The organism is Patiriisocius hiemis, assembly GCF_031846325.1.
GTDB lineage: Bacteria > Bacteroidota > Bacteroidia > Flavobacteriales > Flavobacteriaceae > Patiriisocius_A > Patiriisocius_A hiemis.
This window is the reverse complement of sequence record NZ_JAVRHZ010000001.1, coordinates 418098-441983: the sequence shown is the minus strand read 5'-3', so window position 1 is coordinate 441983 and position 23886 is coordinate 418098. Positions and strand designations below refer to the sequence as shown.

Sequence of the window (23886 nt, the reverse complement as noted above, 5' to 3'; positions counted from 1 at the left end):
CAGCATTTTAGTGTTGATTATTCACGATTTTATTAACAAAAATTTAATGGGTAATGGTTAATAAGTATTGTACATTATGCTTTGTTTTTATGACGTTTTTTTGTCAATTTACTTTGTAAGCCCTAAATGGGTATAGTTTTTGAATATTTTAAACTAAATATTCGTAATTTTAGAAGATAGGATTTTATAGTATGGATGATAATTTTTCCCCAAGAGTAAAAGATGTAATTGCATATAGTAAAGAAGAAGCTTTAAGGCTAGGTCATGATTTTATTGGGACTGAGCACTTAATGCTAGGATTACTTCGTGATGGTAATGGCAAAGCGGTTACAATACTTAATGCATTAGATATTGATCTTAACCACCTACGCAGAAAAGTAGAAATATTAAGCCCTGCCAATCCCAATGTAGGATCAACAGGTAACGATAAAAAGAATTTACATTTAACTAGGCAAGCAGAACGTGCTCTTAAAACTACTTTTTTAGAAGCAAAGTTATTCCAGAGTACATCAATAAATACTGCTCACTTGTTGCTTTGTATTTTAAGAAATGAAAATGACCCAACTACAAAGCTTTTAAATAAGCTTAAAGTAGATTATGATAATGTAAAAGATCAATTTAAATTAATGATAGCTAACGACGATAGTCAAGATTATATAGACTCCCCTTCTGCGGAATCATTCCCTAATGATGATGATAATGCGCAAGAAGAAGAAAATAAAGAGAACTTGTTTGCTGGAGGAAACTCAAAAACCAGTAAAAAATCTAAAACACCTGTTTTAGACAATTTTGGTAGAGACCTTACCGCACTTGCAGATGAGGGTAAATTAGACCCTGTGGTGGGTCGTGAGGCTGAAATACAGCGTGTTTCACAAATATTAAGTAGAAGAAAAAAGAACAACCCCTTATTAATTGGAGAGCCTGGAGTTGGTAAGTCTGCAATCGCCGAAGGGCTTGCACTTAGAATTACTCAAAAGAAAGTCTCAAGAATTTTATACGAAAAAAGAGTTGTCACCCTTGACCTTGCTAGTCTTGTAGCCGGTACTAAGTACAGAGGACAGTTCGAGGAACGAATGAAAGCGGTAATGAATGAACTTGAGAAGAATGATGATATTATTCTTTTTATTGATGAAATCCATACCATAGTAGGCGCAGGTGGTGCAACAGGGTCATTAGACGCTTCAAATATGTTTAAGCCTGCATTAGCAAGAGGCGAAATACAATGTATTGGAGCCACTACACTAGATGAATACAGACAATACATTGAAAAAGATGGTGCTTTAGAAAGGCGTTTTCAAAAGGTTCTAGTAGAACCAACTAGCGTAGAAGAGACCATTGAAATTCTTCAAAACATTAAAGATAAATACGAAGCTCATCACAATGTTACTTATACAGATGATGCATTAAAAGCCTGTGTAAAGCTCACAAATAGATACATGACAGAGCGCTTTTTACCAGACAAAGCTATTGATGCGCTTGACGAAGCAGGTTCTAGAGTTCATATAACTAATATCAATGTCCCAGAAACAATTCTTCAAATTGAAGAAAAGCTTGAAGAAGTAAGAGAGCTAAAAAATACTGTTGTTAAAAAGCAAAAGTATGAAGAGGCTGCAAAGCTTAGAGATGATGAAAAAAATCTTGAAAAAGAATTAGCTACTGCACAAGAAAAATGGGAAAACGATTCTAAGTTACATAGAGAAACTGTAGATGAAGAAAATGTAGCCGAAGTTGTCTCAATGATGACTGGTGTTCCCGTTAACAGAATTGCACAAACCGAAAGCAGGAAACTAGCTGACTTGCCAAACCAAATTAAAGGAAAAGTAATTGGTCAGGATGAAGCTGTTGCTAAAGTTGTAAAAGCAATACAGAGAAATAGAGCTGGTCTTAAAGACCCTAACAAGCCTATTGGTTCTTTTATATTTTTAGGACAAACAGGAGTTGGTAAAACACAATTAGCAAAAGTATTGGCAAAAGAACTTTTCGATTCGGACAATGCATTGGTGCGTATCGACATGAGTGAGTACATGGAGAAGTTTGCTATCTCTAGATTAATTGGTGCACCTCCTGGATATGTTGGATATGAAGAAGGAGGACAATTAACCGAGAAAGTAAGAAGAAAACCCTACGCGGTAGTTCTATTAGATGAAATTGAAAAAGCACATCCAGACGTATTTAATATGTTACTTCAAGTATTGGATGATGGTTATTTAACAGATAGTTTAGGTCGAAAAATTGACTTTAGAAACACTATAATTATTATGACATCTAATATTGGTGCTAGAAAGCTTAAAGACTTTGGTCAAGGTGTTGGGTTTGGGACATCCGCAAGAGAATCACAAATAGATGCAAATGCAAAAATTGTAATAGAAAATGCACTTAAAAAAGCATTTGCACCAGAGTTTTTAAATCGTGTTGATGATGTTATGGTATTTAATCCGCTAGAGAGAGAACATATTCATAAAATTATAGATATTGAACTTGATAAGTTGTTTCTTCGAATTAAGGATCTAGGATACAACTTAACACTTACTGAGGCTGCAAAAGATTATATTGCAGATAAAGGCTTTGATAAAGATTATGGAGCTCGTCCACTTAAGAGAGCTATTCAAAAATATATTGAAGATGCCTTAGCTGAAGAAATAATAAACTCAAAACTTCAAGAGGGGGATTCCATTATTATGGATCTCGATAAAAAAGCTGAAGAGCTCAAAATTAAAATTAAGAAACAAAAAAAGCCTACGGAATCGTAGGTTTTTTTATTTACTGATAATCAAAAACTTAGTATATTTAGGCAGCTAACTAAAACATATTATAATGGGGGCCTTTAAATACTTTGACTTGGGTTACACAGAAGTTTTCATTTTTGATGAATTTTTGATTAATCAAATTCAAGAGGGAGTAACAATAACACCAGAGCATAATAACACTTTAGTTAATGTTATAGAAAAGTATTTTAAAAATAAACCTTTTGTATATATTTCAAATAGAATAAATTCTTATTCTGTTGATCCTATAACCTATCTAGGTACATCTAGCATTTATAATCTATTAGCTATTGCCATCGTTGCCGAAAAACATTTAAACAAAAAGAACGCATTATACGAAAGTAACTTTTTCAATAAGCCTTTCAAGGTTTTTGATACTCTAAGTAAGGCCATGCAATGGGTGCAAACTATAATTAATGAGAATAGAGACTAGTTGGATACTTCAAAAATTAAAAAAAAGATAATTGAAGCTATTGAGACTACTTCACTTCAAATAGAAAAATACAAGGAGCTTACAAAACCTATTGCTCCTGAAAATGCTATTGGTAGAGTATCAAGAATGGATGCTATAAACAATAAAAGCATAAATGACAAAGCACTTAAGCAAGCCGAACTAAAATTTAAAAACTTAAAAGTAGCACTATCAAAAATTGATGATGAAGATTTTGGCATCTGTATTAAGTGTAAAAAGCCTATACCTGAAGGTAGAATTTTACTAATACCACAGGCTATTACCTGTGTTAATTGCGCTGGATAACATTACTTAACTTTTAAATCCCATTCAAAATTACGTACAAGTGTTAAACCACTTGAGTTTCCTATTTCATTACCTAATTCTACAGAGGCAAAATAATCATTTTGAGAAATGTGTTTTTTACGTAGTAAATAATCTAAAAAGTATTTTATCTCAACTTCTCCTTGACTTCTAGGAGTTTCTCTAACAAAGGCTAGATACACCCAATCTTGACTATAATTATCATTTTTTAAATACCCCTTATACACTTTGTATAAACCAAAAGGAGTTGCAATTTTATCTATTACTTTACCATAAGAACTAAAATCAAAATAGTCCTCCCATATCATAATTTCTGTAGTAATATTATCCTTATTGGCATTAGGTACATTGGTTAGCCAGATATCAAAAGATAAATTAAACTTTTTGTGTTTTACCAGCGTTTCAAAATCATAGCTAACTGGTAAGCTTTCAATTTCAGTAACTTTAATAGGGAAACCGTCTTCACCCTTTCTAGACTTATTACCCCATGGACTTCTACCTACTTCAATAGCTGGATACCCTATTACACCACTAGCACCTTTATCTACTTTCCATTCCCAACCATAAGTATTCCCCTTAACATACGTACATAATTCTGCTCTTCCACTTTTTACTTTTGCCTTTCCCCATAAATTGTTTTTTACAGTAATGTCATCTATCTCTTTTTTTCCTTCCTTACATTTTTTATAATCTGGTGTATTAACTAGGAGCTTTGCATCGTTAGAACCCATTGCTATCATTTGCTCATGAGTAACATTTTTATTTAATGTTTTGCATGAGGTTAATACTATTAAACTAAGAAATAATAAAAGTATTTTTTTCATTTTGAGTATGTGTTTATTCAAAAAGTAAATCATTATCAATACTAAAACTCTGTATAAAACCTACACAGGCGTGAATATCATCGGCAAGAATCCTATCTTCTTTTACAAAAGGAACAGTATCCCTAAGGGGCTCTAGAAAAGATTCTAAAAATGGAGAAGTCTTTTTAGGTACTCTAAATGCTAGTGCTTGAGAAGCGTTTAAGAGTTCAATAGCAAGAACTGTTTCTACATTCTCAATAATTCTTAAACATTTTGTAGCAGCATTAGCCCCCATACTAACGTGATCTTCTTGCCCATTTGATGATACAATCGAATCTATTGAAGCTGGTGAAGCTAATTGTTTATTTTGACTCACAATACTTGCAGCAGTATATTGAGGAATCATAAAACCGCTATTAAGACCCGGGTTATTAACTAAAAAGTCTGGTAAATCTCTTAAACCAGATACTAATTGATACGTTCTTCTTTCTGAAATATTAGCAAGTTCTGCCATAGCAATAGAAAGATAATCTAGTCCCAATGCTAAGGGTTGACCATGAAAATTACCGCCAGATATAATTTTATCTTCAGCAATAAAGATGTTTGGGTTATCGGTTACTGAGTTTATTTCAGTTTTAAAAGTTTTTGTTACAAATACAATAGAATCTTTAGTAGCACCATGCACCTGTGGAATACATCTAAACGAATAAGGGTCCTGTACTTTTTTATTTTCTGAAGCTCCTAACTCACTTCCATCCAATAGTTCATTAATACGTTCTGCCGTTTTAACTTGACCCCGATGTGGCCTTACCAAATGAACCAACGAATCAAAGGGGCTCATGTTGCAATCAAAAGCATCAACCGAAATAGCACTAATAACATCTGCTAGATACGATAATTTATGTGCTTTTAATAAACTGTATATTCCGTATGCACTCATAAATTGTGTCCCGTTTAATAATGCCAAGCCTTCTTTTGCTTGCAACACAACAGGTTTTAATTTATGTTTTTGTAATGATTCTTTAGATGAGGTTATAGCACCGTCAAGATATACTTCTCCCTTGCCCAATAAAGGTAATGCTAAGTGTGCCAAAGGAGCTAAATCACCAGAAGCACCCAGACTTCCTTGCGTGTAGATAACTGGTAAAATATCATGATTGTAAAAATCAATAAGACGTTCTACCGTTTGTAATTGCACTCCACTATGCCCATAACTTAAGGATTGAATCTTAAGTAACAGCATTAGTTTTATAATAGGCTTTGGAACATAATCACCTGTACCACAAGCATGAGACATCACTAAGTTCTCTTGAAGCTTAGATAAGTTTTCAGTAGATATTTTTACATTACATAATGACCCAAATCCAGTATTAATACCATACACAGGGGTATCATTATCTTTCATTTTATTTGATAAATAGGAATGGCATTTTTTAATATTGAGAATGGCTTCTTCAGAAAGGGCTAGTTGTTTATTAAATTCAATAATATCCTTAATAGTAGTTAATTGTAGTACGTCACTACTTATATAATGGATTTCTTGCATAGTTTAGGTTGTTTTTTTGTCTTGCTAAAATACAATATTGATTACAAAATAGCTTGCTTAGATAGCAACTCTAAAATAAAAATGTAATTTTATAGAATAAATCGCTTACCTATGAAAAAAATAGCCCTAGCTACACTTGCAGTTTTAATGTTTGCATGTGCTGAAGAACCCAAGGATTATGTAACATTTTCAGGAATAATCACAAATACCAATAGTAATTCTATACAAATAAGAAAAAGAGGATATACCAAAAAAATACAAGTAAATGAAGACGGCACTTTTAGTGACACACTTAAAGTAGATGCTGGTCTTTATTCTATGTATAATGGATCTGAGAGAACTACTATTTTTCTAAAAAATGGATATGAAATTAACATGACAATAGATACAGAGCAGTTTGATGAAACTGTTAGTTATACTGGTCCAGGTTCTGAAAACAGCAACTTTTTAGCAAAAAAATCCTTACTTGAAGAGAAACTACTTGAAGGAGACTTTGATGGTCTTAATCAAGCTGGCTTAAATACCAAAATGAACAATATTGCCAATAAGCTTAATGAATATATAGATAGTGCCAAGGATATTGACACAATGGTTATTAATTCTAGCAAAGAGGATGTCAAAGGACTTGTAAAGTCTTATAAAAGTTATTATTCTGGATTAATCGCACTAAGAAGAGCATTACCTAAAGGGGCTCCCTCTCCTTCTTTTGCTGACTACGAAAATTATGCAGGAGGTACAACTTCTCTAGAAGATTTAAAAGGAAAGTATGTATATATAGACGTTTGGGCAACTTGGTGTGGACCATGTAAAGTTGAAATACCATATTTAAAAGAAATAGAAGCAGATTATCATGATAATGAAATAGCTTTTGTAAGCATGTCTATAGATGATGACAAAACCCATAAGGGTTCTTGGGAACAAGCTAATAAAGATTGGAGAGCTATGGTGGCAGACAAAGAATTGAGAGGTATACAAATTATGGCTCCAAAAGGATGGCAATCTCAGTTTATTAAAGACTATAGAATAAAAGGAATCCCTAGATTTATTTTAATAGACAAACAAGGAAATATTATTGATGCAAGCGCGCCAAGACCTTCAAACCCTAAATTACGCGAAGTGCTGGATGGATTAATTTAAAGGAAAAACCTTCAATTAAAAGCCTCTTTTTCTGAGGCTTTTTTTATTTAGTTTCAGTCTTTTCTTGTTGTGGTGCCTGCTCTTGTTTAAACAATTCTATATAAGAATCTGGTATAAAGTCTATAATATCACTAGCAATAACACCTTCATAACCCATCTGTTTAGAGGCTAGTACACCTGCACTTCCATGCAAATACACTCCTAAAACAGATGCGAGTAAACTATCATACCCCTGAGATACTAATCCAGCAATAATTCCGGTTAATACATCACCACTACCAGCAGTTGCTAAAGCTTGATTACCACTAGTGTTGATGTATAGCTTATCTTCAAAAACAACAATTGTAAATGTCTCTTTAATCACAACAACAACTTCGTACTTCTTAGCAAAAGCTTTCACTTTTTTTATTTTATCATAATCATTTTTCCAAGTACCAATGAGACGCTCTAACTCTCCTTTATGTGGTGTTAGTATAGATTGCTTGGGGATTAATTTTAGCAAACTTTTATCCTCTGCAATACAATTAAGTCCGTCTGCATCAATAACAATTGGACTTTTACTTCTTTTAAAAAGTTCTTTGATAGCATTAACCGTTTGCTCACTTGTTCCTATTCCGGGTCCAACAGCAATACATTGAGGATTAAAATTATAGTTTATACTAGAAAGTACATTTTCATTATCGTCTGTAAGCACCATAGCTTCTGGCACACTTGTCTGTAAAATTGTATATCCAACCTTCGGAATAAATGTCGTTACTATCCCACTTCCAATTTTTAAACTAGCCTTTGTACTCAAAACAGCTGCCCCCATCTTACCATAACTACCTGCAACAACAAGTGTATGACCATGCGTGCCCTTGTAACTAAACCTGTCACGAGGCTTGTATAATTGCTGTGCTTCTGGTTTAGAAATTACTTGTGCATAGGGTTCTGTAGTATAAATATATTCTGGGTCTAAACCGATATCCAAAACTTCAAAAAAGGGAACAAACCTTGCCGTTTCAGGTAAAAAGAAAGAAAATTTAGGTGTTTGAAACGCTAGGGTATGATTAGATGTAATAACAGCATCAGCATCCTCTAGTGCTTGGTTCGCATACATCCCGCTTGGCATATCAATTGACAAAGTAAAAGCTTTGTTTTTATTAAGGTATTGAATCAATTTCTTAACCCATCCTTCAGGAGCTCTGTTTAGCCCAATACCAAAAATTGCATCAATTATTATGTCGTCTTTATGTATTTCAGGGAAGTCTGCCTCACTCGTCATTAAAATAGGCCACTTCTTTGTTATGTTCTTTACTTTATCATAGTTAACCAAAAAACATTTAGATCTTTTATCAGTAAAATTTGCAACATAAATAGTGACATTATAACCGTTTTCAATTAGTAGTCTTCCTAAGACTAGTCCATCCCCTCCATTATTACCAATACCACAAAAAATATGAATAGGTACTTGGGCACCTTGCATACGTTGATGCAGCCAAGCAAAAATTTGCCCACCTGCGCGCTCCATTAAATCCAACGATGTAATATTGTGTTTCTCTGCAGTTACTTTATCTGCCTCATGTAATTGTGCTGCTGAAAATATCTTCATAATAATATAAAAAACTTATACTGTAAAAATAATACTTAAAATAGGATTAAATGCTTTATTTACCTAAACTCTATTCTATACATTTGTAACAATAAATTTTATGTAAACACTATGAATAATACAGCACTTACTAAAGTACATGAAGCCCTTGGCGCAAAAATGGTTCCTTTTGCGGGATATAACATGCCTGTTTCTTATGAGGGTGTAAATGCAGAACATGAAACAGTTAGAAATTCGGTTGGCGTTTTTGATGTTTCTCATATGGGAGAGTTTTTGGTCCTAGGCCCTAATGCTTTAGATTTAATTCAAAAAGTATGTAGTAATGATGCATCAAAGCTAGTAGATGGTCAAGCGCAATACAGTTGTTTTCCAAATGAAGAAGGGGGAATTGTTGATGATTTAATTGTGTATAGATTAGAAGCTGAAAAATGGTTGCTTGTTGTAAATGCATCCAACATAGAGAAAGATTGGAACTGGATTAACCTTCATAACACAATGAAGGCAGAGCTCAGAAATATTTCTGAAGAGTATTCTCTTCTTGCTATTCAGGGTCCTAAAGCAGTTGAGGCTATGCAATCTTTAACTTCTGAAGATTTAAGTGCTATTAAATTTTACACGTTTAAAGTTTCAGATTTTGCTGGAATTCCACATGTAATTATTAGCGCAACGGGCTATACAGGAAGTGGTGGTTTCGAGATATATTGTAAGAATAGTGAAGTAGAACAAATATGGAATCATGTTTTAGAAGCTGGAAAAGATTTTGGAATAAAACCAATTGGTCTTGCTGCAAGAGACACCTTACGTCTAGAAATGGGCTACTGTCTTTATGGAAATGATATAGATGACAGTACTTCACCTTTAGAGGCTGGATTGGGTTGGATTACAAAGTTTACAAAAGACTTTATCAATTCAGAAAAATTAAAAAAACAAAAAGAAACAGGAGTATCAAAAAAGCTTGTTGGATTTGAGTTACTCGAAAGAGGGATTCCGCGACAAGGTTATACAATTGTTGATAATGAAGATAGTACTATTGGCGTTGTAACTAGTGGAACAATGTCTCCTTCTCTTAATAAAGGAATTGGTTTAGGTTATGTGACCCTAGAACATAGTAAAGTTGATACTGAAATTTTCATTCAAATTAGAAAAAACAAAGTAGCTGCTAAAGTTGTTAAATTACCCTTTTATAAAAAATAAAATCTGATTTGAACAGAATCTTAATTCTTGGTGCTACTGGATTTATTGGTCAAGCAATATACAAAGAGCTACGTGCCTACTTTGATATTTATGGGACATACGTTACTCCAACGACTTACGCAACCGAAAACAGTATACTTTTTCCTTACAACTGTGAGGAAGATAGTATTTATAGTATTTTACAAGAGGTAGCACCAACTTTTATTATTTCTTGTTTTAGTGGTGAGTATTCAAGTAGATTTAAGGCGCATGAGGAAATCGCAACATATATAGCCACTTCTCAAAATTGTAAACTTTTATTTATTTCTTCATCATCTGTTTTTGATGGCGCATTTAAGTTTCCATCCTATGAAAAGGATACGCTAAACCCCCAAAGTAGTGAAGGACGTTATTTTGCATCAGTAGAAAAAATGCTACTTACTATACCTAAAGAAAAGGTTGTAATCGCAAGGTTGCCAATGATACTTGGTGTAACTGCTCCGCTTGTAATACAATTACAGCAAGCTATTAAAAATCATGCTGCTTTTGATGTTTATCCCAATCTAGTTATAAGTGCTACAACCGTAGATAAAGCTAGTCAACAATTACACTACATAATTAGTAAAAACTTAAGTGGAATATTTCATTTATCTAGCACAGATGTTACACATCACGATGATCTTTTTAAAGAAATTGCTCAGGCTTTTGGTTCTCAAATGCCTATTTTTAAGCAAGTATTTTCTAGTAATGAAGATAGATTTCTAGCTATTTTACCAAAACACAACAAGTTACCAGAAAATTATACAATTAGTATAGAAGAAGTAATAGAAAGTTGTACACTAAAAGATGAAATAATCACTTTAAAACAAAAAATATGAATCCTTTAGAGGAAAATAAAATCCATCAAAATTTAAAAGACCATCCAGGTTGGGAGTATTATGATAATGCTATACACACTTCACTTCAGTTCTCTTCTTTTAAAGATGCCTTTGCAATGATGACACGTATTGCTTTTGAAGCTGAAGAAATGCAACACCATCCAGATTGGACTAATGTTTATAATACCCTTCATATTTCATTAAACACACACGATGCAGGTGGTGTCACTCAAAAAGATTTTGAACTCGCGGAGATTATTGATAAACTTGTTGGGTAATTAATACTAATTACATTTTTTTATTTTTGCAAAAAAATAATTTTTTATGGGAAGAGCCTTTGAATTTAGAAAAGCAAGAAAAATGAAACGTTGGTCTGCAATGTCCAAAGCCTTTACGCGTATTGGTAAGGATATTGTTATGGCTGTTAAAGAAGGGGGCCCAGACCCAGACACAAACTCAAAACTTAGGGCAGTTATACAAAATGCCAAGGCAGTTAATATGCCAAAAGACAATATAGAACGAGCTATTAAAAGAGCGAGTGATAAAAATCTTGGTGATTATAAAGAAGTCCTTTTTGAAGGATATGCGCCTCATGGTATTGCTATTTTAGTTGAAACTGCAACAGATAATAATACCCGTACAGTAGCTAACATTCGCTCTTATTTTAATAAGTGTGATGGTAGTTTAGGAACGTCAGGTTCTACAGTTTTTATGTTTGACCATACTTGCAATTTTAAAATTAATGGAGAAGGTCTGGATATTGAAGAGCTAGAACTAGAGCTTATAGACCATGGTGTTGAAGAAATTTTTGAGGATACCGACGAAGATGCAGATGGAAATGAGCAAACTAGTGTGCTTATATATGCACCTTTTGAAAGTTTTGGAGCAATACAATCATATCTTGAAGAAAATTCTATAGAGATCCTATCTTCTGGTTTTGAAAGAATCCCACAAGTAACAAAAGAGCTCTCACCAGAACAAGCAGCAGATGTAGAAAAATTACTCGAAAAAATTGAAGAGGATGATGATGTACAAAATGTATATCACACTATGAAAGAAACAGAATAGTCCATTTTTCTTACATAACTTTAAAAAAAAAGGAACTCAATTGAGTTCCTTTTTATGTGTTATAGATTTAGTATATATTATCTAGTAAAATATACTGATGATGCTCCTGAAAGGGTAGCATTTAATGTAGGTCCTACATTTCCTCCAGTTCCAATGTCTGTATAAGATAATACTCTACCTCCACCATTTGCTCTTTCGGCAATATAAACTGTATTAGTAGTACTATCAAAATCTGCTGAAACAGGGTTTCCTAATAAAGTAAGAGCTCCTGACACACGTGTTTGGTTTCCAGCTAAAGCCATTGTACCACCATCTGCAACAGCATTAAATTTAGTTTCAAAATCAGTTATTACATGAAATGCACCGTCAATGTCACTACTTGCTTCACCTACATCAGTTAGAATCATTGTTCCGCCATCAAAAGCAATACCATGCGTTCTCACAATACCTTCAATAGTAATTCTCTTTGAAGCTGCAACTGTGGCATCTGTTGTATTTGTTGCAGTAAAGTTTGTGAAAACAGCGATGTCTGATGTTTTATCAACTACTGCATATAAATCATTACCTACAAATTCGATTCCCCAAACAGCGAAATCTACTGTTACTGTATTACGTAATGTAAAATTTGAACCAGACTTAGTATAAACAAAAAACCTTCCATCTGCTGTATTAGGGTCTCCATCTACATCTGCATTATCTGCTACTACATAAATATTACCATTAACAGCAATATCTCTTGGACTAACAAGGTCTATTGAGCTAGATGCTGTTACTTCTATTGTTACTCCATCTGGAGTAATTGATGCATCTGCATAAGTATTTAATTGCAATAATGATCTAGATGCTTGTGTAACTTGATCTGAAGATTCATCATAATAAATCCCTTCTGAGTCTGAAGATAATGTTATTAGAGTTGTCGTGGTTGTATTACCACTATCATCATTATCGTAACGTCTTACGTTACCGTCTGTGTTACTTGTTGCGTAAACTTGAGATTCTAAATTGGCTGTTTGACCATCATCATCTCCGTTATCATCATTACTACAAGAGACTAGAGCTAATGTAGCAAAAACCATAAGTGTTAAAAAATTGTACTTTTTCATAATTATATAGATTTGTTTAAAGCATAGATATGATGCAGTTTTAGTCTAACAAAATATAATACAAAAAATTAAACATATTTTAACAATTAAATACTGATAATCAAACAGTTAACAACATTTATGCAGTGTTGAATTAACAAAGTATTTAATTAAAATAGTCTTAAGAGAAAGTTATTATTAAGTGTACTCTGGCTTTTTTCCAATTACTCCTGTGAAGAAACTCCTGAGATATTGTGTGTCTTTCTCAATATTGTTTGTAGGAGTAAAAGGATTTCCAATTGTCACAGTTTTTTTGCTATAATCAAATGAAACAGGAATTATGGGAACATTAGCTTTTTGAGAAATATAATAATATCCTGTTTTCCAAGTTAATACCTTTTTACGAGTACCTTCGGGAGCCAAAGCTAATCTAAACTCCTCATGAGATTCAAACACTTTTGCAATAGCATCTACTTTGTTTTGTCCCTTGGTTCTATCTAGCGGTGCTCCACCCATCCACTTAAAGTAAATTCCGAAGGGAAATTTAAAGAGTTCCTTTTTGGCAACAAAGTTAATTTCTACTCCAGATATACGTCTTGCAAAAACACCAATATAGAAGTCATGCCAACTAGTATGTGGCACTACAATTACAACCGCTTTTTTATCTGAAGGATTAAATTTACCTTTAATCTGCCAGCCCATTACTTTATAAAAGATAAATTTTGTTAGTCCCATTATAACCCAGTTGCTACATTTTTCTATACATAGAAGCTAATTTCTCTCGGGTAATAACAGTTTCCCAATTATCACCAATTGCATTTTCCCAAAGTGGGACAAGACTTAATGCAATATCTATCATAGTATCCATTTGTTGTTGTGTTAGATTTTTACATAAACCTTGTGGAATATCTATATTATGTTTTGCTACCATTTCTTTAAATAGTATTACATCATCTTTATAAAACTCTTCGAGATGGTTAAAAACAATACAATTACCAATACCATGCTTAGTTCCTAATACGTATGAAAGTCCATAACTCATCGCATGCGCAACACCTACTTGCGAGTATGCTATACTCATTCCTCCATGCCAGGACGCCATCATTAACTTTGCTCTGCTTTCTTCTTCAGAAAGAGAACTATCTAAGAATATTTCTTTACAAAGGTCATAAGCCTTTTCACCATAACTTTGACTAAATGCATTTAAAAAAGTTCCGTTTAGAGACTCCACACAATGAATAAAACAGTCCATACCAGTATAAAACCATTGATTTCTAGGTACACCCTTTGTTAAGTCTGGATCTAAGATAACTTGATCAAAAGGAGTAAAATCACTATTGATTCCTAATTTTTTAACTGGACCTGTTAGTACTGTAGTCCTTGAAACTTCTGCACCTGTTCCAGATATCGTAGGCACTCCCACATGATAAAGTGCTTTGTTTTTTACTAAATCCCAACCTTGGTAATCTGATGCACTACCTTTATTAGTTAACATTATAGATACTGCTTTGGACAAATCTAAGATAGAACCCCCTCCAATTCCAACAATTCCAGAAGGTCTATAAGTAAATTCTGCTTTAATATCCTTTACAATTTGGTCTACTTGAATAGTTTTAGGTTCTTCATCTGCAGAAACAAAAATTAACTTATCATTAAATCTTAAGTTTATGCGATCAATAAGTTCGTTGTTTCCAATAAACACATCATCAACAAGAAATATAAATGGAGATTTACTTTTACGTTCTGGTGAAAGTATAGATTGCAATTGGTCAAAACTTCCTTGTCCAAATACTACTTTTGGTACCATTGGGAAATTTCTATACTTATTGTTTACTTCACCTTCATTAGCTTCTTTAAGCGCTTTGTTAGCTCTCACTAAATCTTCAGGAGTGTCTATTTCTATCCCTTGTGTATTAGAAATTGCCATTTTTATATTCTTTCCGTATTCTAAGTAACGGATGCACTCAATTTTTTCTGCAGCTTCAAGAGAGCGCATGGGTAGTCTATAAAAATCCATTAACGCTTCTTTTCTAAAAGCATATATCCCTTTATGCTTATAGTACTGAACAGCAGCATTTTTATCCCTTGGATACGGAATAGGAGATCTAGAAAAGTATTGTGCAAAGTTTTCTCTATCAACTATTACCTTTACACAATTAGGGTCACTAATTTCTTTCCAATCATAAATTTCTGTCATTAAAGAAGCTAAGTCTATTTTTTCTGCATCTGGACCTTGAAAGAGGTTTAATACTAGTTCTAAGCCTTCTTTACTTGTAAATGGTTCATCGCCTTGAACATTAACTACTATATCAACATCCATATTTTCAACAGCTTCGGCAATGCGATCACTACCTGAGTCATGTTCTTTAACACTCATAATAGCATTACCGCCATGAAGTTCTACTTCATTGTAAATTATTTCACTATCGGTAACTACATAAACTTCATCAAAAAGGTTAGTTTCTTTTGCGGCTTCATAGGTTCTTACAATTACTGGTTTCCCGCCAAGATCTTGCATTAACTTACCTGGAAATCTAGATGCGCCATAACGCGCAGGAATCATTGCTATTACTTTCAAAATGTATGCTTATTTGTAATTTATTCTCAAAAATAGGAAGATTATGTTGTAGGAGTATCCTTTTTTCTTAGCTTTTTATAAAACTTATAAATTAAATAGAAGAATACTAATACTAATATAAATGCTAAAGGCGCTATAAATATGGATAGTAAAGACATTACTGTAGAGGTTCCTGTTTCTACAGTAGCTACAACAGGGTTTGCTACTCCCCCAGTCGTAGCAGTTGATGTAAGTCTTACAGCGGATGTATTTCCCTTTATTGCTGCTGCAGTTCCTCCTCCAGCAATAATAGCTAAGGACCATGTAATTATAGGGTCCATATCTGCCATTGTTGCTAGCATGATTGCTGTTCCTGCAACAGTAGCCAATGGTACGGCAATAGTATCCAGGATGTTATCTACCCAAGGAATGTAATATCCAAAAATTTCAATACAAGTGGCGATAGAGAGTGTAATAATTGCAGTAAGGCTTCCAGCCCATTGCCAATTTTCTTGTAAAGGAATTACATCAAAATAAGCAGCAATACTTAAAATTAACAATGGCAAAAATACTCTAAACCCAACAGCTGCTGCAAGACCAACACCTAGGCAAATACTTAGTATGACTTCTACTATACCCATAAAAGACTAATCTACAAAAAACCCATCTTTAAACCCTAGTAAATATAATTTTTCTTTAGCTCTAGTAATGGCTGTATACAACCATCTCAAATAATCTTTATCTGGGCCGTCTGGCAAATACGGTTGCTCAACAAACACAGTATTCCATTGACCCCCTTGCGATTTATGACATGTTATCGCGTACGAGAACTTTACTTGTAAGGCATTAAAATATTTATTCTTTTTTACTGAAAGAAAGCGTCTATAGTTTGAAAGGTTTGCATAGTCTTTAACTACCTCTTGGTAAAGTTTATTAGAATCCTCATAAGAAAGTGAAGGAGTTTGTGAAGCTAAAGTATCTAAAAGCAATACAGTTTCAAAAGGTTTCATTTTTGGGTAATCTACCATTTGTACTTTTACTTCAGCAAACCTAAATCCATACAAATCTTTAAACCCGAATATTTCTAATACTTGAACAATATCTCCATTAGCGATAAAACCGGCTTCACTTTCGGTTTTTAGCCAAAAATAATTATTCTTTACTACCATTAAATAGTCTCCACCTGAAAGCTCTTCTTCCTTAAAAAGAATTCGACTACGTATGTTTTGATTATAAAGATTAGCTCTTTTATTGGAACGGACTATAATAACAGCGTCTTCGTCACTAGATTCTCTAAAATTATCATCTATTGCTTCCATAATTTCTTGACCATCAACTGGTCTAATTACTTCTGGAAAAGACTTTGATCTAAATTTAAAATCTTGATAAAATCCATCTTCAAGATGCTCTCTTAGTTTAGTAGCGTTTACAAGAATTCCGCTATCAAACTGTTGTCTAACCACTTCATCTAACTCAACTTCAATAACTTCTTTGTTATAATGGTTTTGCAATGTTTGCTTATCTAAGGCTGGGCTAATAGTGAGTTTCACAGGCGGAAGCTGTGCGGTATCACCAATTAAAAGTAATTTACAATTATAGCCGCTATAGATATATTCCATTAAGTCATCTAACAAAGACCCATTTTCAAATAACTTGGCATCTTGATTGATATCTGGTATCATAGATGCTTCGTCAACAATAAATAAAGTATTTCTATGCTTGTTATTTTGAAGTCTAAAAGATACTCCTCCACCCTTTTCACTTTTTGGGTAATATATTTTTTTATGAATAGTATACGCCTCACGTTTTGCATAATTGCTAATCACCTTTGCTGCTCTACCAGTAGGAGCAAGTAAAACCGAAGACATCTTTGCTTTCCACAAATTTTTCACAAGTGTACCAGTAATAGTTGTTTTTCCTGTACCTGCATACCCTTTAAGTAAAAAAACTTCATTTTTAGTTTTACTGAGTATAAAATCTGCTAATAATTGTAGGGTAATATCTTGTTTTGAGGTAGTTGTATATTCAAAATCTGTTTTTAGTAAACTATAAAAGTGAGCCTTATCCATTAATCTTTTTAAAATATGGTTTAAATATAGCTATGATTTTTTGTGAATATAGTTTTACGAACAAAAAAAAATTGTAGATTTGCGAGAGACCTATTAATCAAAATGTAAATAAACTTCATTTAAAAACTATGTCATCACTTCTTTTAATTCTGGTTGGACTAATACTATTAATACTTTCAGTTTTTATACTTAGAAAATTTGTTCCTAGAAAATTCAATCCAATAGTATCACTCGTTTTATGGGTTTTAATTGGATTTTTAGCATATCAACTATACGACTCTATAATTGGACCTGTAAGATTCAACAAAGAGAAAGAAATTAGATACGCAAAGGTTATTAAAAAGCTTAAAGATATCCAGGCTGCAGAGCTAGCCCACCAAGATATACACAGAACATTTGTTGGTGATTTTGATAGTTTAGTACGTTTTATTGATACTGCAAAGTTTGCAATTACAACTCGTAGAGATAGTGCTTATGCTGATGTTGAAAAGAACAGAGCCTTTGGATTAGATCCACAAACAGGAGGATATATCATAGAAACGGTAGTTGTAGATACTATTGGGTATAGAACTGTAAAAGATTCATTATATCAGGGTACAGATAGATATAAAACAATGATGAATGTTCCAGACACAGACCAACAGTTTGATCTTGATGCTGGTACTTACATTAAAAATGAGACAGAATACTCAGTATTTGAAGTAAAAGTATCTAAAGACGTTGTTTTACAAGGGCTTGATAAGGATGAAATTATTAAAGAAAAGCAAACAATATCTGTAGATGGTGTAAATGGAGCTTACATTAAAGTAGGTGACATGAACGATATAAATACAACAGGAAACTGGCCTAAAATTTATGACACTCCTGCAAAAGGACAATAACATAGAAACATTAAATACTAAAAGACTGTCCGTTCAAATTTCATTGACCGGACTTTCTTTTTTAGTACATAATTTAGCTACTAAAGAGGTTCTATTTTTTAAAAAAATAAGCCTACCAAATACTGCAACTCCAGAAGAAATTGAAATTCATTTAAAGAATACAATTGACCAAGAGAAAAAATTAAAAAGTACATTCAATAGTGTTGCAATAATTTACGCTACAGACTTAAGTACACTAGTTCCTTCAACACTTTTTGACGAAACCAAATTAAGTGAATACCTAAAATTTAATGCAAAGATTTTACCTTCAGATTATATAGCATATGATGAAGTAAAAACACACGACATAATTAATGTATATGTACCTTACGTAAACATCAATAACTACTTTATTGATACAGTTGGCAGCTTTACCTACTATCATAACAGTTCTTTGGTTTTAAAAATGATCTTAGACCACGAAAAGCATACCTTAGAAAAAGTATGTTATATCAATGTTTTTGAAAACCATTTTAATCTCTTTATCATTAAAAACGGTACGCCACTATTAGTAAATAGCTATTTATACAAAACTCCAGAAGATTTTATATACTATGTGCTTTTTGCTTTTGAACAGCTTAAAATTAACCCTGATAGTATTAAAACTTCGGTAATGGGAGCTATCGATAAGGAAGATGCAATTTTTGAAATTCTATATAAGTACATTAGAAATATAGATTTTTATTCAGCTTATAATGAAACTCCTTTTCTTTCTGAAGAAGATGCTGCACACAAAAATTGTGAATTAAAATATTTACTTTAATGCGTATAATCTCTGGAGAACATAAAGGAAAACGATTAGTTGCACCTAAAAACCTTCCGGTACGTCCTACAACAGATTTTGCAAAAGAAGGTCTTTTCAATATTTTAAATAACCGAATTTATTTTCCTGAGGTATCACTTTTAGAACTGTTTGCTGGCACGGGTAACATAAGCTACGAATTTGCTTCAAGAGGCACAAAAAATATCACTTGTGTAGATTTACATTACGGTTGCATTAAGTTTATTTCTGAAACTGCTTCAAAACTAGATTTTGACATTCAAACTATAAAATCTGATGTTAAAAAGTATATTGAAAAACCAAAAGGAAAACACGATATCATTTTTGCAGACCCTCCCTATAATTTTTCAGAAAAAGAACTTGAAGACCTTGTGGATACATTGTTTACTAATGACTTTTTAACTGAAAGTGGTTTTATTATCATTGAGCACACTAAACACAATGATTTGTCAAGTATAAAAAACTATACAGAATCAAGAAGATATGGTGGATCTGTATTTAGTTTTTTCAAAACTTAAAAAAAGCAGGCCTATAAGCCGGATTCTGTATTACACTTAGTGTAACCCTTATCATTTATCTGGTTGTACAATTACTTGCACAATCTATCTGCCTACCCTCCTACATTGAGCGGGCACTCTTAAGCGTAGGTTTACGTGGCATTTCACCGCATAGAGTTTACCTGATTTCACTACAGCATTACCTGTACATCCTTTCTGTTGCACTAGTCCGCTCCTAAAAAAGGAGGATGGCTGTTAGCCATTATGCTTCCCTATGGTGTCCGGACTTTCCTTTCCGCTAAAAGCGGAACGATAAGGCGGCCTGCAACGACAAAAGTAGGGTAATGTTAATAAATAGCGTAAAATAGCAACCTCTAATTTTTTAATAACACTACATACATCTTTATATTTGTTATTACTATGGAACAATTTATTGTATCGGCTAGAAAGTATAGACCCACAGCATTTAAAGATGTAGTAGGACAGCAAGCCATTACAAATACTCTAGATAATGCCATAGCAAATAATCATCTTGCTCAAGCACTATTATTTACAGGACCTAGAGGGGTTGGAAAAACTACATGTGCCCGTATTCTTGCTAAAAAAATAAACCAAGATGGTACCGAAAAAGAAGGTGAAGACTTTGCATTCAATATTTTTGAGCTAGATGCTGCATCCAATAACTCTGTAGATGATATACGTAATCTTATAGACCAAGTACGCATCCCACCACAAGTAGGTAAATACAAAGTTTATATTATTGATGAGGTACACATGCTATCATCGGCTGCTTTTAATGCATTTTTAAAAACATTAGAAGAACCGCCTAAACATGCCATATTCATTTTGGCAACTACAGAAAAGCACAAAATAATTCCAACTATTTTGTCTCGCTGCCAAATTTTTGACTTTAGGCGTATCACCGTACAAGATATTAAAGGGCATCTAACCGAAGTTGCTAAAGCTGAAAACATTGATGCAGAAGATGACGCTTTACATATTATTGCTCAAAAGGCAGATGGAGCCTTGCGTGACGCTCTTTCTATCTTTGATAGAGTAGTAAGTTTTTCCGGAAAAAATTTAACAAGAGAGGCAGTTACCGAAAACCTTAATGTGCTTGACTACACCTATTATTTTAATGTCACACAGCTATTATTAGAAAATAAAATTCCTGAAGTATTACTAGCATACAATACAATACTATCCAGAGGTTTTGATGGACACCACTTTATTATGGGGCTTGCTTCTCATTTTAGAGATTTATTAGTTTGTCAAAATCAGGAGACCATAGGTTTGCTAGAAGTGGGAGAGCAAGTAAAAACAATGTATTTTGAGCAATCTCAGAAAGCACCATATGACTTTTTACTAGATGCCATACAAATAGCTAATACCTGCGATTTACAATACAAAACTAGTAGAAATCAACGATTACTGGTAGAACTTTGTCTTTTGCAGCTAGCTTCTATTACAGCACAGCCTGAAAAAAAAAAGACTAGTGTAACGAGTAAGCGATATGTGATTCCGCCATCACAAGTAAAAGCAGCAGAGCCAACTCCTAAAGATGATACATCTAATTCTCAAGAAGTAAAAGCAGCAGAAGAAACTACTACAATAGCTCAAGAGATAGTAGAAACAACTTCAAAAAAATTAGCTGAAGAAGAACCAAAAGAGAATATCCCAACTAATGAAGCTGTAACAAATAAAAGTGTCTCAACTTCAAAAATAGTAGTCGAAGAGAAAAAAGAACAGGAACCCCCTACTCCAACAGACCCAGAAAAACCAAAGCGAGTTATAGAAAGACCGCAAATACTTGCAGAGCGAAACGCAAAAAAAGTTTCAGCACTTTCTATTAAGAGTATTCAAAAAAAGCAAGAATTACAAAGAGAGTTAGTTGCACAACAACCCGACCAGAAAAATTTACCAAAGGAAACTTTTACTGAGCCAGAAATGATTACTGCTTGGAATGAATATACCAAAAAAGTAGAGTTAAAAGGACAATACAACTTACTCTCACACCTTTCTATGGGTGTACCCAAGTTGGAGGGCTCATTAATTCATCTTGAGTTTCCAAACAGTACTATTAAAGTAGAAGTAGAACGCGCAAAGCACGAATTACTAGGGTTTTTACGTAAAAAACTAAACAACTACGATGTAGATCTTTCTATTGAGGTAAACGAAACCGAAATAAAAAGGTATGCTTACACCCCAAGAGAAAAATTTGAAAAGCTAAAAGAAAAAAATCCAGCTATAGAGAAGCTCCGCAAAGATTTTGATTTGGATATTTAAGTTGGGAAATTAGTTGATTAATTAATTTGGTAATCAGATAACAAGGGCTTTGAGTTTTAAACATGAAGTTGCGAAAATTAATTCTCACTACTTTGTTCTTTTTAATTTGTTCTTTATACTTGGAATTTTATAATTTAATTTTGGAATTTTAAAACTATGCTTGGCTTACAACTACCTACAGACCCACGATGGGTAAATATTGTTGAAAAAAATATAGAAGAAATACTCACAGACCATGCGTATTGTGAGCAAAAGGCTGCCTCAACTGCTATTTCTCTTATTGTATCCTTTCCAGAATATACAGACCTGGTACAAGAAATGGTTAGCTTGGTAAAAGAAGAAATTAGTCACTTTAAAATGGTTCACGATAAAATTACGGAGCGTGGCTGGGTCATGGGACGAGACCGTAAAGATGACTATGTGATCGCGATTACAAAGTTCTTTCCCAAAGGAGGTAGTAGAACTACCCAACTAGTCCATAGATTACTGTATGCTGCTTTAATAGAAGCCCGAAGCTGTGAACGCTTTAGGTTGTTAAGTGAAGAATTAGAAGATAAAAAATTGGCAGAATTTTATAGAAAATTAATGGTAAGTGAAGCTAATCACTACACTATGTTTTTAGGATTCGCAAGAAAATATGGTGACCGCGAAGAAGTAGATGTCAAATGGAAAAAACTACTAGCCTTTGAGGCAGAAGTGATGAAGGATTTAAGTAAAAAAGAAACGATTCATGGGTAGTAAGAATTTTTATATACCATCAAAATCTTTGTCAATAGCAAAACTACTCATAGCCATTGTTTGCGGCTGCTTTTTTTAATTCAGCTATTCCTTTTTCAATTAATGGGTCAATCTCATTATTAATATCTTGAGGTTGATTTAAGAGTTTTATATCAGGTTCTATACCTATGCCTTCAAAATTTTTCATTTTGGATGAAAAGTATTGCTGGTGTGATAAAGTAGCAAGCCATCCATTAGGCAACTTAAAATTATACATATCAGAGAAAATTCCATTAGTATTATCTCCTACGACTCTAACATATGGTAATTCTTTCATTATCATAGTAAAAACTTCTGCTGCACTTGCAGTTAGGTCACTTGTTAAAACTACTATAGGTTTGACAAATTGTTTTTCACCAGAGGGTTCTAAATATTTTGTTTTTAGTTTTTTAAAGTCCGAACTACCTTTTATTTTTTCTCTCTTATAGTGTCCAATCCTTTTTTTGTCTGTAAATCTACTTGCAATTTCAAATGAAGCCTTATCATCACCTCCCCCATTAAATCGAACATCTATGATTATACCTTTTAAATTTTTAAAAGCTTCAACGGCATTATCAGAGTGTTTCCTGTAGTCACTCAAAGACAGATTGCCCATTGATAAAACCCTTAAATAACCATACTCTTTTGACACGGCATATTCCATAGAACCTTTTTTGGAAACCCCAATTGTGAGAAAACCATTGTCTTTAAGGGTTTTGTCGGCTGTTTTAAGTAATTGATGAATATTTGGGGTTTCTTCTTTTGAGAGAGGAAAGTTTTTAATAAATGTAGATGGGCTACCGTCATCTGCTTTGTTTACTACTCTGTCTTTTTTTCCATATTGGACTAAATTAACATGGCCATCTTTTAGCTCAAGTAGCATGTTATTACAAACCTTAAACAAGCTATCATTGGTTGTATTTTCATTTATTAAGGGTCTATATTTTTTGTAGATTTCGTTCCAGTTGATGTTTTTTATCTCAAAATTGGCATATCTATCGTTAAACTCATTCCAGAGCTTGTCAAAGTTTTTTATTGGTTGCTCAACTCGATTATCTTGGCTAAATGCTATATTGAAAGCTGTTAATAGTAGAGCAATTATAAAATTCTTCATTAGTTTTCTCTTAAATATTCCCTTACAAGGCTTAGGTCTGGTTTCGTGACAGTTTAAAATAGCATGTACTTTGTTTTGCTTCAGAAGT

22 protein-coding genes and 1 other RNA gene are annotated in these 23886 nt (G+C 33.2%); 13 read left to right on the top strand and 10 right to left on the bottom strand.

Features of this window, described 5'->3' with window-relative positions; translation table 11 throughout:
* Window positions 1-191 precede the first annotated feature (191 nt).
* The 3 genes from RM538_RS02070 to RM538_RS02060 all read left to right on the top strand — a co-directional run bounded on the left by RM538_RS02070 (window position 192) and on the right by RM538_RS02060 (window position 3522).
* Entirely contained in the window at window positions 192-2750 is a 2559-nt protein-coding gene (locus RM538_RS02070; protein WP_311331729.1) for an ATP-dependent Clp protease ATP-binding subunit, read from the top strand.
* 64 nt (window positions 2751-2814) lie between these two features.
* Window positions 2815-3198, top strand: a complete 384-nt coding sequence (locus RM538_RS02065) for a hypothetical protein (protein WP_311331728.1) — start codon at window positions 2815-2817, stop codon at window positions 3196-3198.
* Window positions 3199-3522 carry a TraR/DksA family transcriptional regulator gene (locus RM538_RS02060; RefSeq protein WP_311331727.1) on the top strand — a complete coding sequence of 108 codons (324 nt, stop codon included), beginning with the start codon at window positions 3199-3201 and terminating at the stop codon, window positions 3520-3522.
* A 2-nt stretch (window positions 3523-3524) separates the two neighbouring features.
* Here the strand turns inward: RM538_RS02060 and RM538_RS02055 are convergent, their stop codons facing one another.
* Both RM538_RS02055 and hutH read right to left on the bottom strand, forming a co-directional pair.
* Window positions 3525-4364 carry a GH12 family glycosyl hydrolase domain-containing protein gene (locus RM538_RS02055; protein ID WP_311331726.1) on the bottom strand — a complete coding sequence of 280 codons (840 nt, stop codon included), beginning with the start codon at window positions 4362-4364 and terminating at the stop codon, window positions 3525-3527.
* A gap of 13 nt (window positions 4365-4377) precedes the next feature.
* Window positions 4378-5889 (bottom strand): histidine ammonia-lyase, encoded by a 1512-nt coding sequence (gene hutH / locus RM538_RS02050; protein ID WP_311331725.1) that lies wholly within the window; start codon window positions 5887-5889, stop codon window positions 4378-4380.
* A 111-nt stretch (window positions 5890-6000) separates the two neighbouring features.
* Between hutH and RM538_RS02045 the strand changes: the two genes are divergently transcribed.
* Window positions 6001-7026 carry a TlpA family protein disulfide reductase gene (locus RM538_RS02045; protein ID WP_311331724.1) on the top strand — a complete coding sequence of 342 codons (1026 nt, stop codon included), beginning with the start codon at window positions 6001-6003 and terminating at the stop codon, window positions 7024-7026.
* A gap of 43 nt (window positions 7027-7069) precedes the next feature.
* On the opposite strand, the gene RM538_RS02040 is transcribed toward RM538_RS02045, so the two are convergent.
* Window positions 7070-8617 (bottom strand): NAD(P)H-hydrate dehydratase, encoded by a 1548-nt coding sequence (locus tag RM538_RS02040; RefSeq protein WP_311331723.1) that lies wholly within the window; start codon window positions 8615-8617, stop codon window positions 7070-7072.
* A 111-nt stretch (window positions 8618-8728) separates the two neighbouring features.
* Between RM538_RS02040 and gcvT the strand changes: the two genes are divergently transcribed.
* Genes gcvT through RM538_RS02020 form a run of 4 tightly spaced genes read left to right on the top strand, consistent with a single transcriptional unit; the run spans window position 8729 to window position 11736 of the window.
* Window positions 8729-9811, top strand: a complete 1083-nt coding sequence (gene gcvT / locus RM538_RS02035) for a glycine cleavage system aminomethyltransferase GcvT (protein ID WP_311331722.1) — start codon at window positions 8729-8731, stop codon at window positions 9809-9811.
* Window positions 9812-9819: 8 nt separating this feature from the next.
* The gene (locus RM538_RS02030; RefSeq protein ID WP_311331721.1) at window positions 9820-10668 is read left to right on the top strand and encodes a sugar nucleotide-binding protein; all 849 of its coding nucleotides are present in this window, start codon (window positions 9820-9822) and stop codon (window positions 10666-10668) included.
* On the top strand, window positions 10665-10946 hold the full coding sequence (locus RM538_RS02025) for a 4a-hydroxytetrahydrobiopterin dehydratase (RefSeq protein WP_311331720.1): 282 nt from the start codon (window positions 10665-10667) through the stop codon (window positions 10944-10946). The genes RM538_RS02030 and RM538_RS02025 overlap by 4 nt, the downstream gene beginning before the upstream one ends.
* A 46-nt stretch (window positions 10947-10992) precedes the next feature.
* Window positions 10993-11736: a YebC/PmpR family DNA-binding transcriptional regulator gene (locus RM538_RS02020; RefSeq protein WP_311331719.1), complete on the top strand. Its 744-nt coding sequence runs from the start codon at window positions 10993-10995 to the stop codon at window positions 11734-11736.
* A gap of 77 nt (window positions 11737-11813) precedes the next feature.
* Here the strand turns inward: RM538_RS02020 and RM538_RS02015 are convergent, their stop codons facing one another.
* From RM538_RS02015 to RM538_RS01990, 5 genes are all read right to left on the bottom strand, one after another.
* Window positions 11814-12839, bottom strand: coding sequence for a hypothetical protein (locus tag RM538_RS02015; protein ID WP_311331718.1), 1026 nt, complete (start codon window positions 12837-12839; stop codon window positions 11814-11816).
* Between the two features lie 177 nt (window positions 12840-13016).
* Complete coding sequence (locus tag RM538_RS02010; protein ID WP_311331717.1) at window positions 13017-13553, bottom strand: 1-acyl-sn-glycerol-3-phosphate acyltransferase; 537 nt, start codon at window positions 13551-13553, stop codon at window positions 13017-13019.
* Between the two features lie 13 nt (window positions 13554-13566).
* On the bottom strand, window positions 13567-15381 hold the full coding sequence (gene kdsB, locus RM538_RS13430; protein ID WP_432279789.1) for a 3-deoxy-manno-octulosonate cytidylyltransferase: 1815 nt from the start codon (window positions 15379-15381) through the stop codon (window positions 13567-13569).
* Between the two features lie 56 nt (window positions 15382-15437).
* On the bottom strand, window positions 15438-16016 hold the full coding sequence (locus RM538_RS01995) for a DUF4126 domain-containing protein (RefSeq protein ID WP_311331716.1): 579 nt from the start codon (window positions 16014-16016) through the stop codon (window positions 15438-15440).
* Between the two features lie 6 nt (window positions 16017-16022).
* Complete coding sequence (locus tag RM538_RS01990) at window positions 16023-17444, bottom strand: ATP-dependent DNA helicase (protein WP_311331715.1); 1422 nt, start codon at window positions 17442-17444, stop codon at window positions 16023-16025.
* Window positions 17445-17572: 128 nt separating this feature from the next.
* Here RM538_RS01990 and RM538_RS01985 point away from each other — a divergent pair, with 128 nt between their 5' ends.
* From RM538_RS01985 to RM538_RS01975, 3 genes are read left to right on the top strand one after another with little or no spacing between them, the layout of a single operon-like run.
* On the top strand, window positions 17573-18325 hold the full coding sequence (locus tag RM538_RS01985) for a hypothetical protein (RefSeq protein ID WP_311331714.1): 753 nt from the start codon (window positions 17573-17575) through the stop codon (window positions 18323-18325).
* Window positions 18300-19127: a DUF3822 family protein gene (locus RM538_RS01980; protein WP_311331713.1), complete on the top strand. Its 828-nt coding sequence runs from the start codon at window positions 18300-18302 to the stop codon at window positions 19125-19127. Before RM538_RS01985 ends, RM538_RS01980 begins: the two co-directional genes overlap by 26 nt.
* Window positions 19127-19663, top strand: coding sequence for an RsmD family RNA methyltransferase (locus RM538_RS01975; protein WP_311331712.1), 537 nt, complete (start codon window positions 19127-19129; stop codon window positions 19661-19663). Before RM538_RS01980 ends, RM538_RS01975 begins: the two co-directional genes overlap by 1 nt.
* On the opposite strand, the gene rnpB is transcribed toward RM538_RS01975, so the two are convergent.
* Window positions 19662-19971: RNase P RNA component class A (rnpB, locus tag RM538_RS01970), an RNA gene on the bottom strand. The two genes, RM538_RS01975 and rnpB, sit on opposite strands and share 2 nt — an antisense overlap.
* Window positions 19972-20062: 91 nt before the next feature.
* Here rnpB and RM538_RS01965 point away from each other — a divergent pair.
* Entirely contained in the window at window positions 20063-21928 is a 1866-nt protein-coding gene (locus RM538_RS01965) for a DNA polymerase III subunit gamma/tau (protein WP_311331711.1), read from the top strand.
* Between the two features lie 156 nt (window positions 21929-22084).
* The gene (locus RM538_RS01960; protein WP_311331710.1) at window positions 22085-22666 is read left to right on the top strand and encodes a MiaE family protein; all 582 of its coding nucleotides are present in this window, start codon (window positions 22085-22087) and stop codon (window positions 22664-22666) included.
* A 43-nt stretch (window positions 22667-22709) separates the two neighbouring features.
* Here the strand turns inward: RM538_RS01960 and RM538_RS01955 are convergent, their stop codons facing one another.
* Window positions 22710-23798, bottom strand: a complete 1089-nt coding sequence (locus tag RM538_RS01955) for a S41 family peptidase (RefSeq protein ID WP_311331709.1) — start codon at window positions 23796-23798, stop codon at window positions 22710-22712.
* Window positions 23799-23886: the final 88 nt, after the last annotated feature.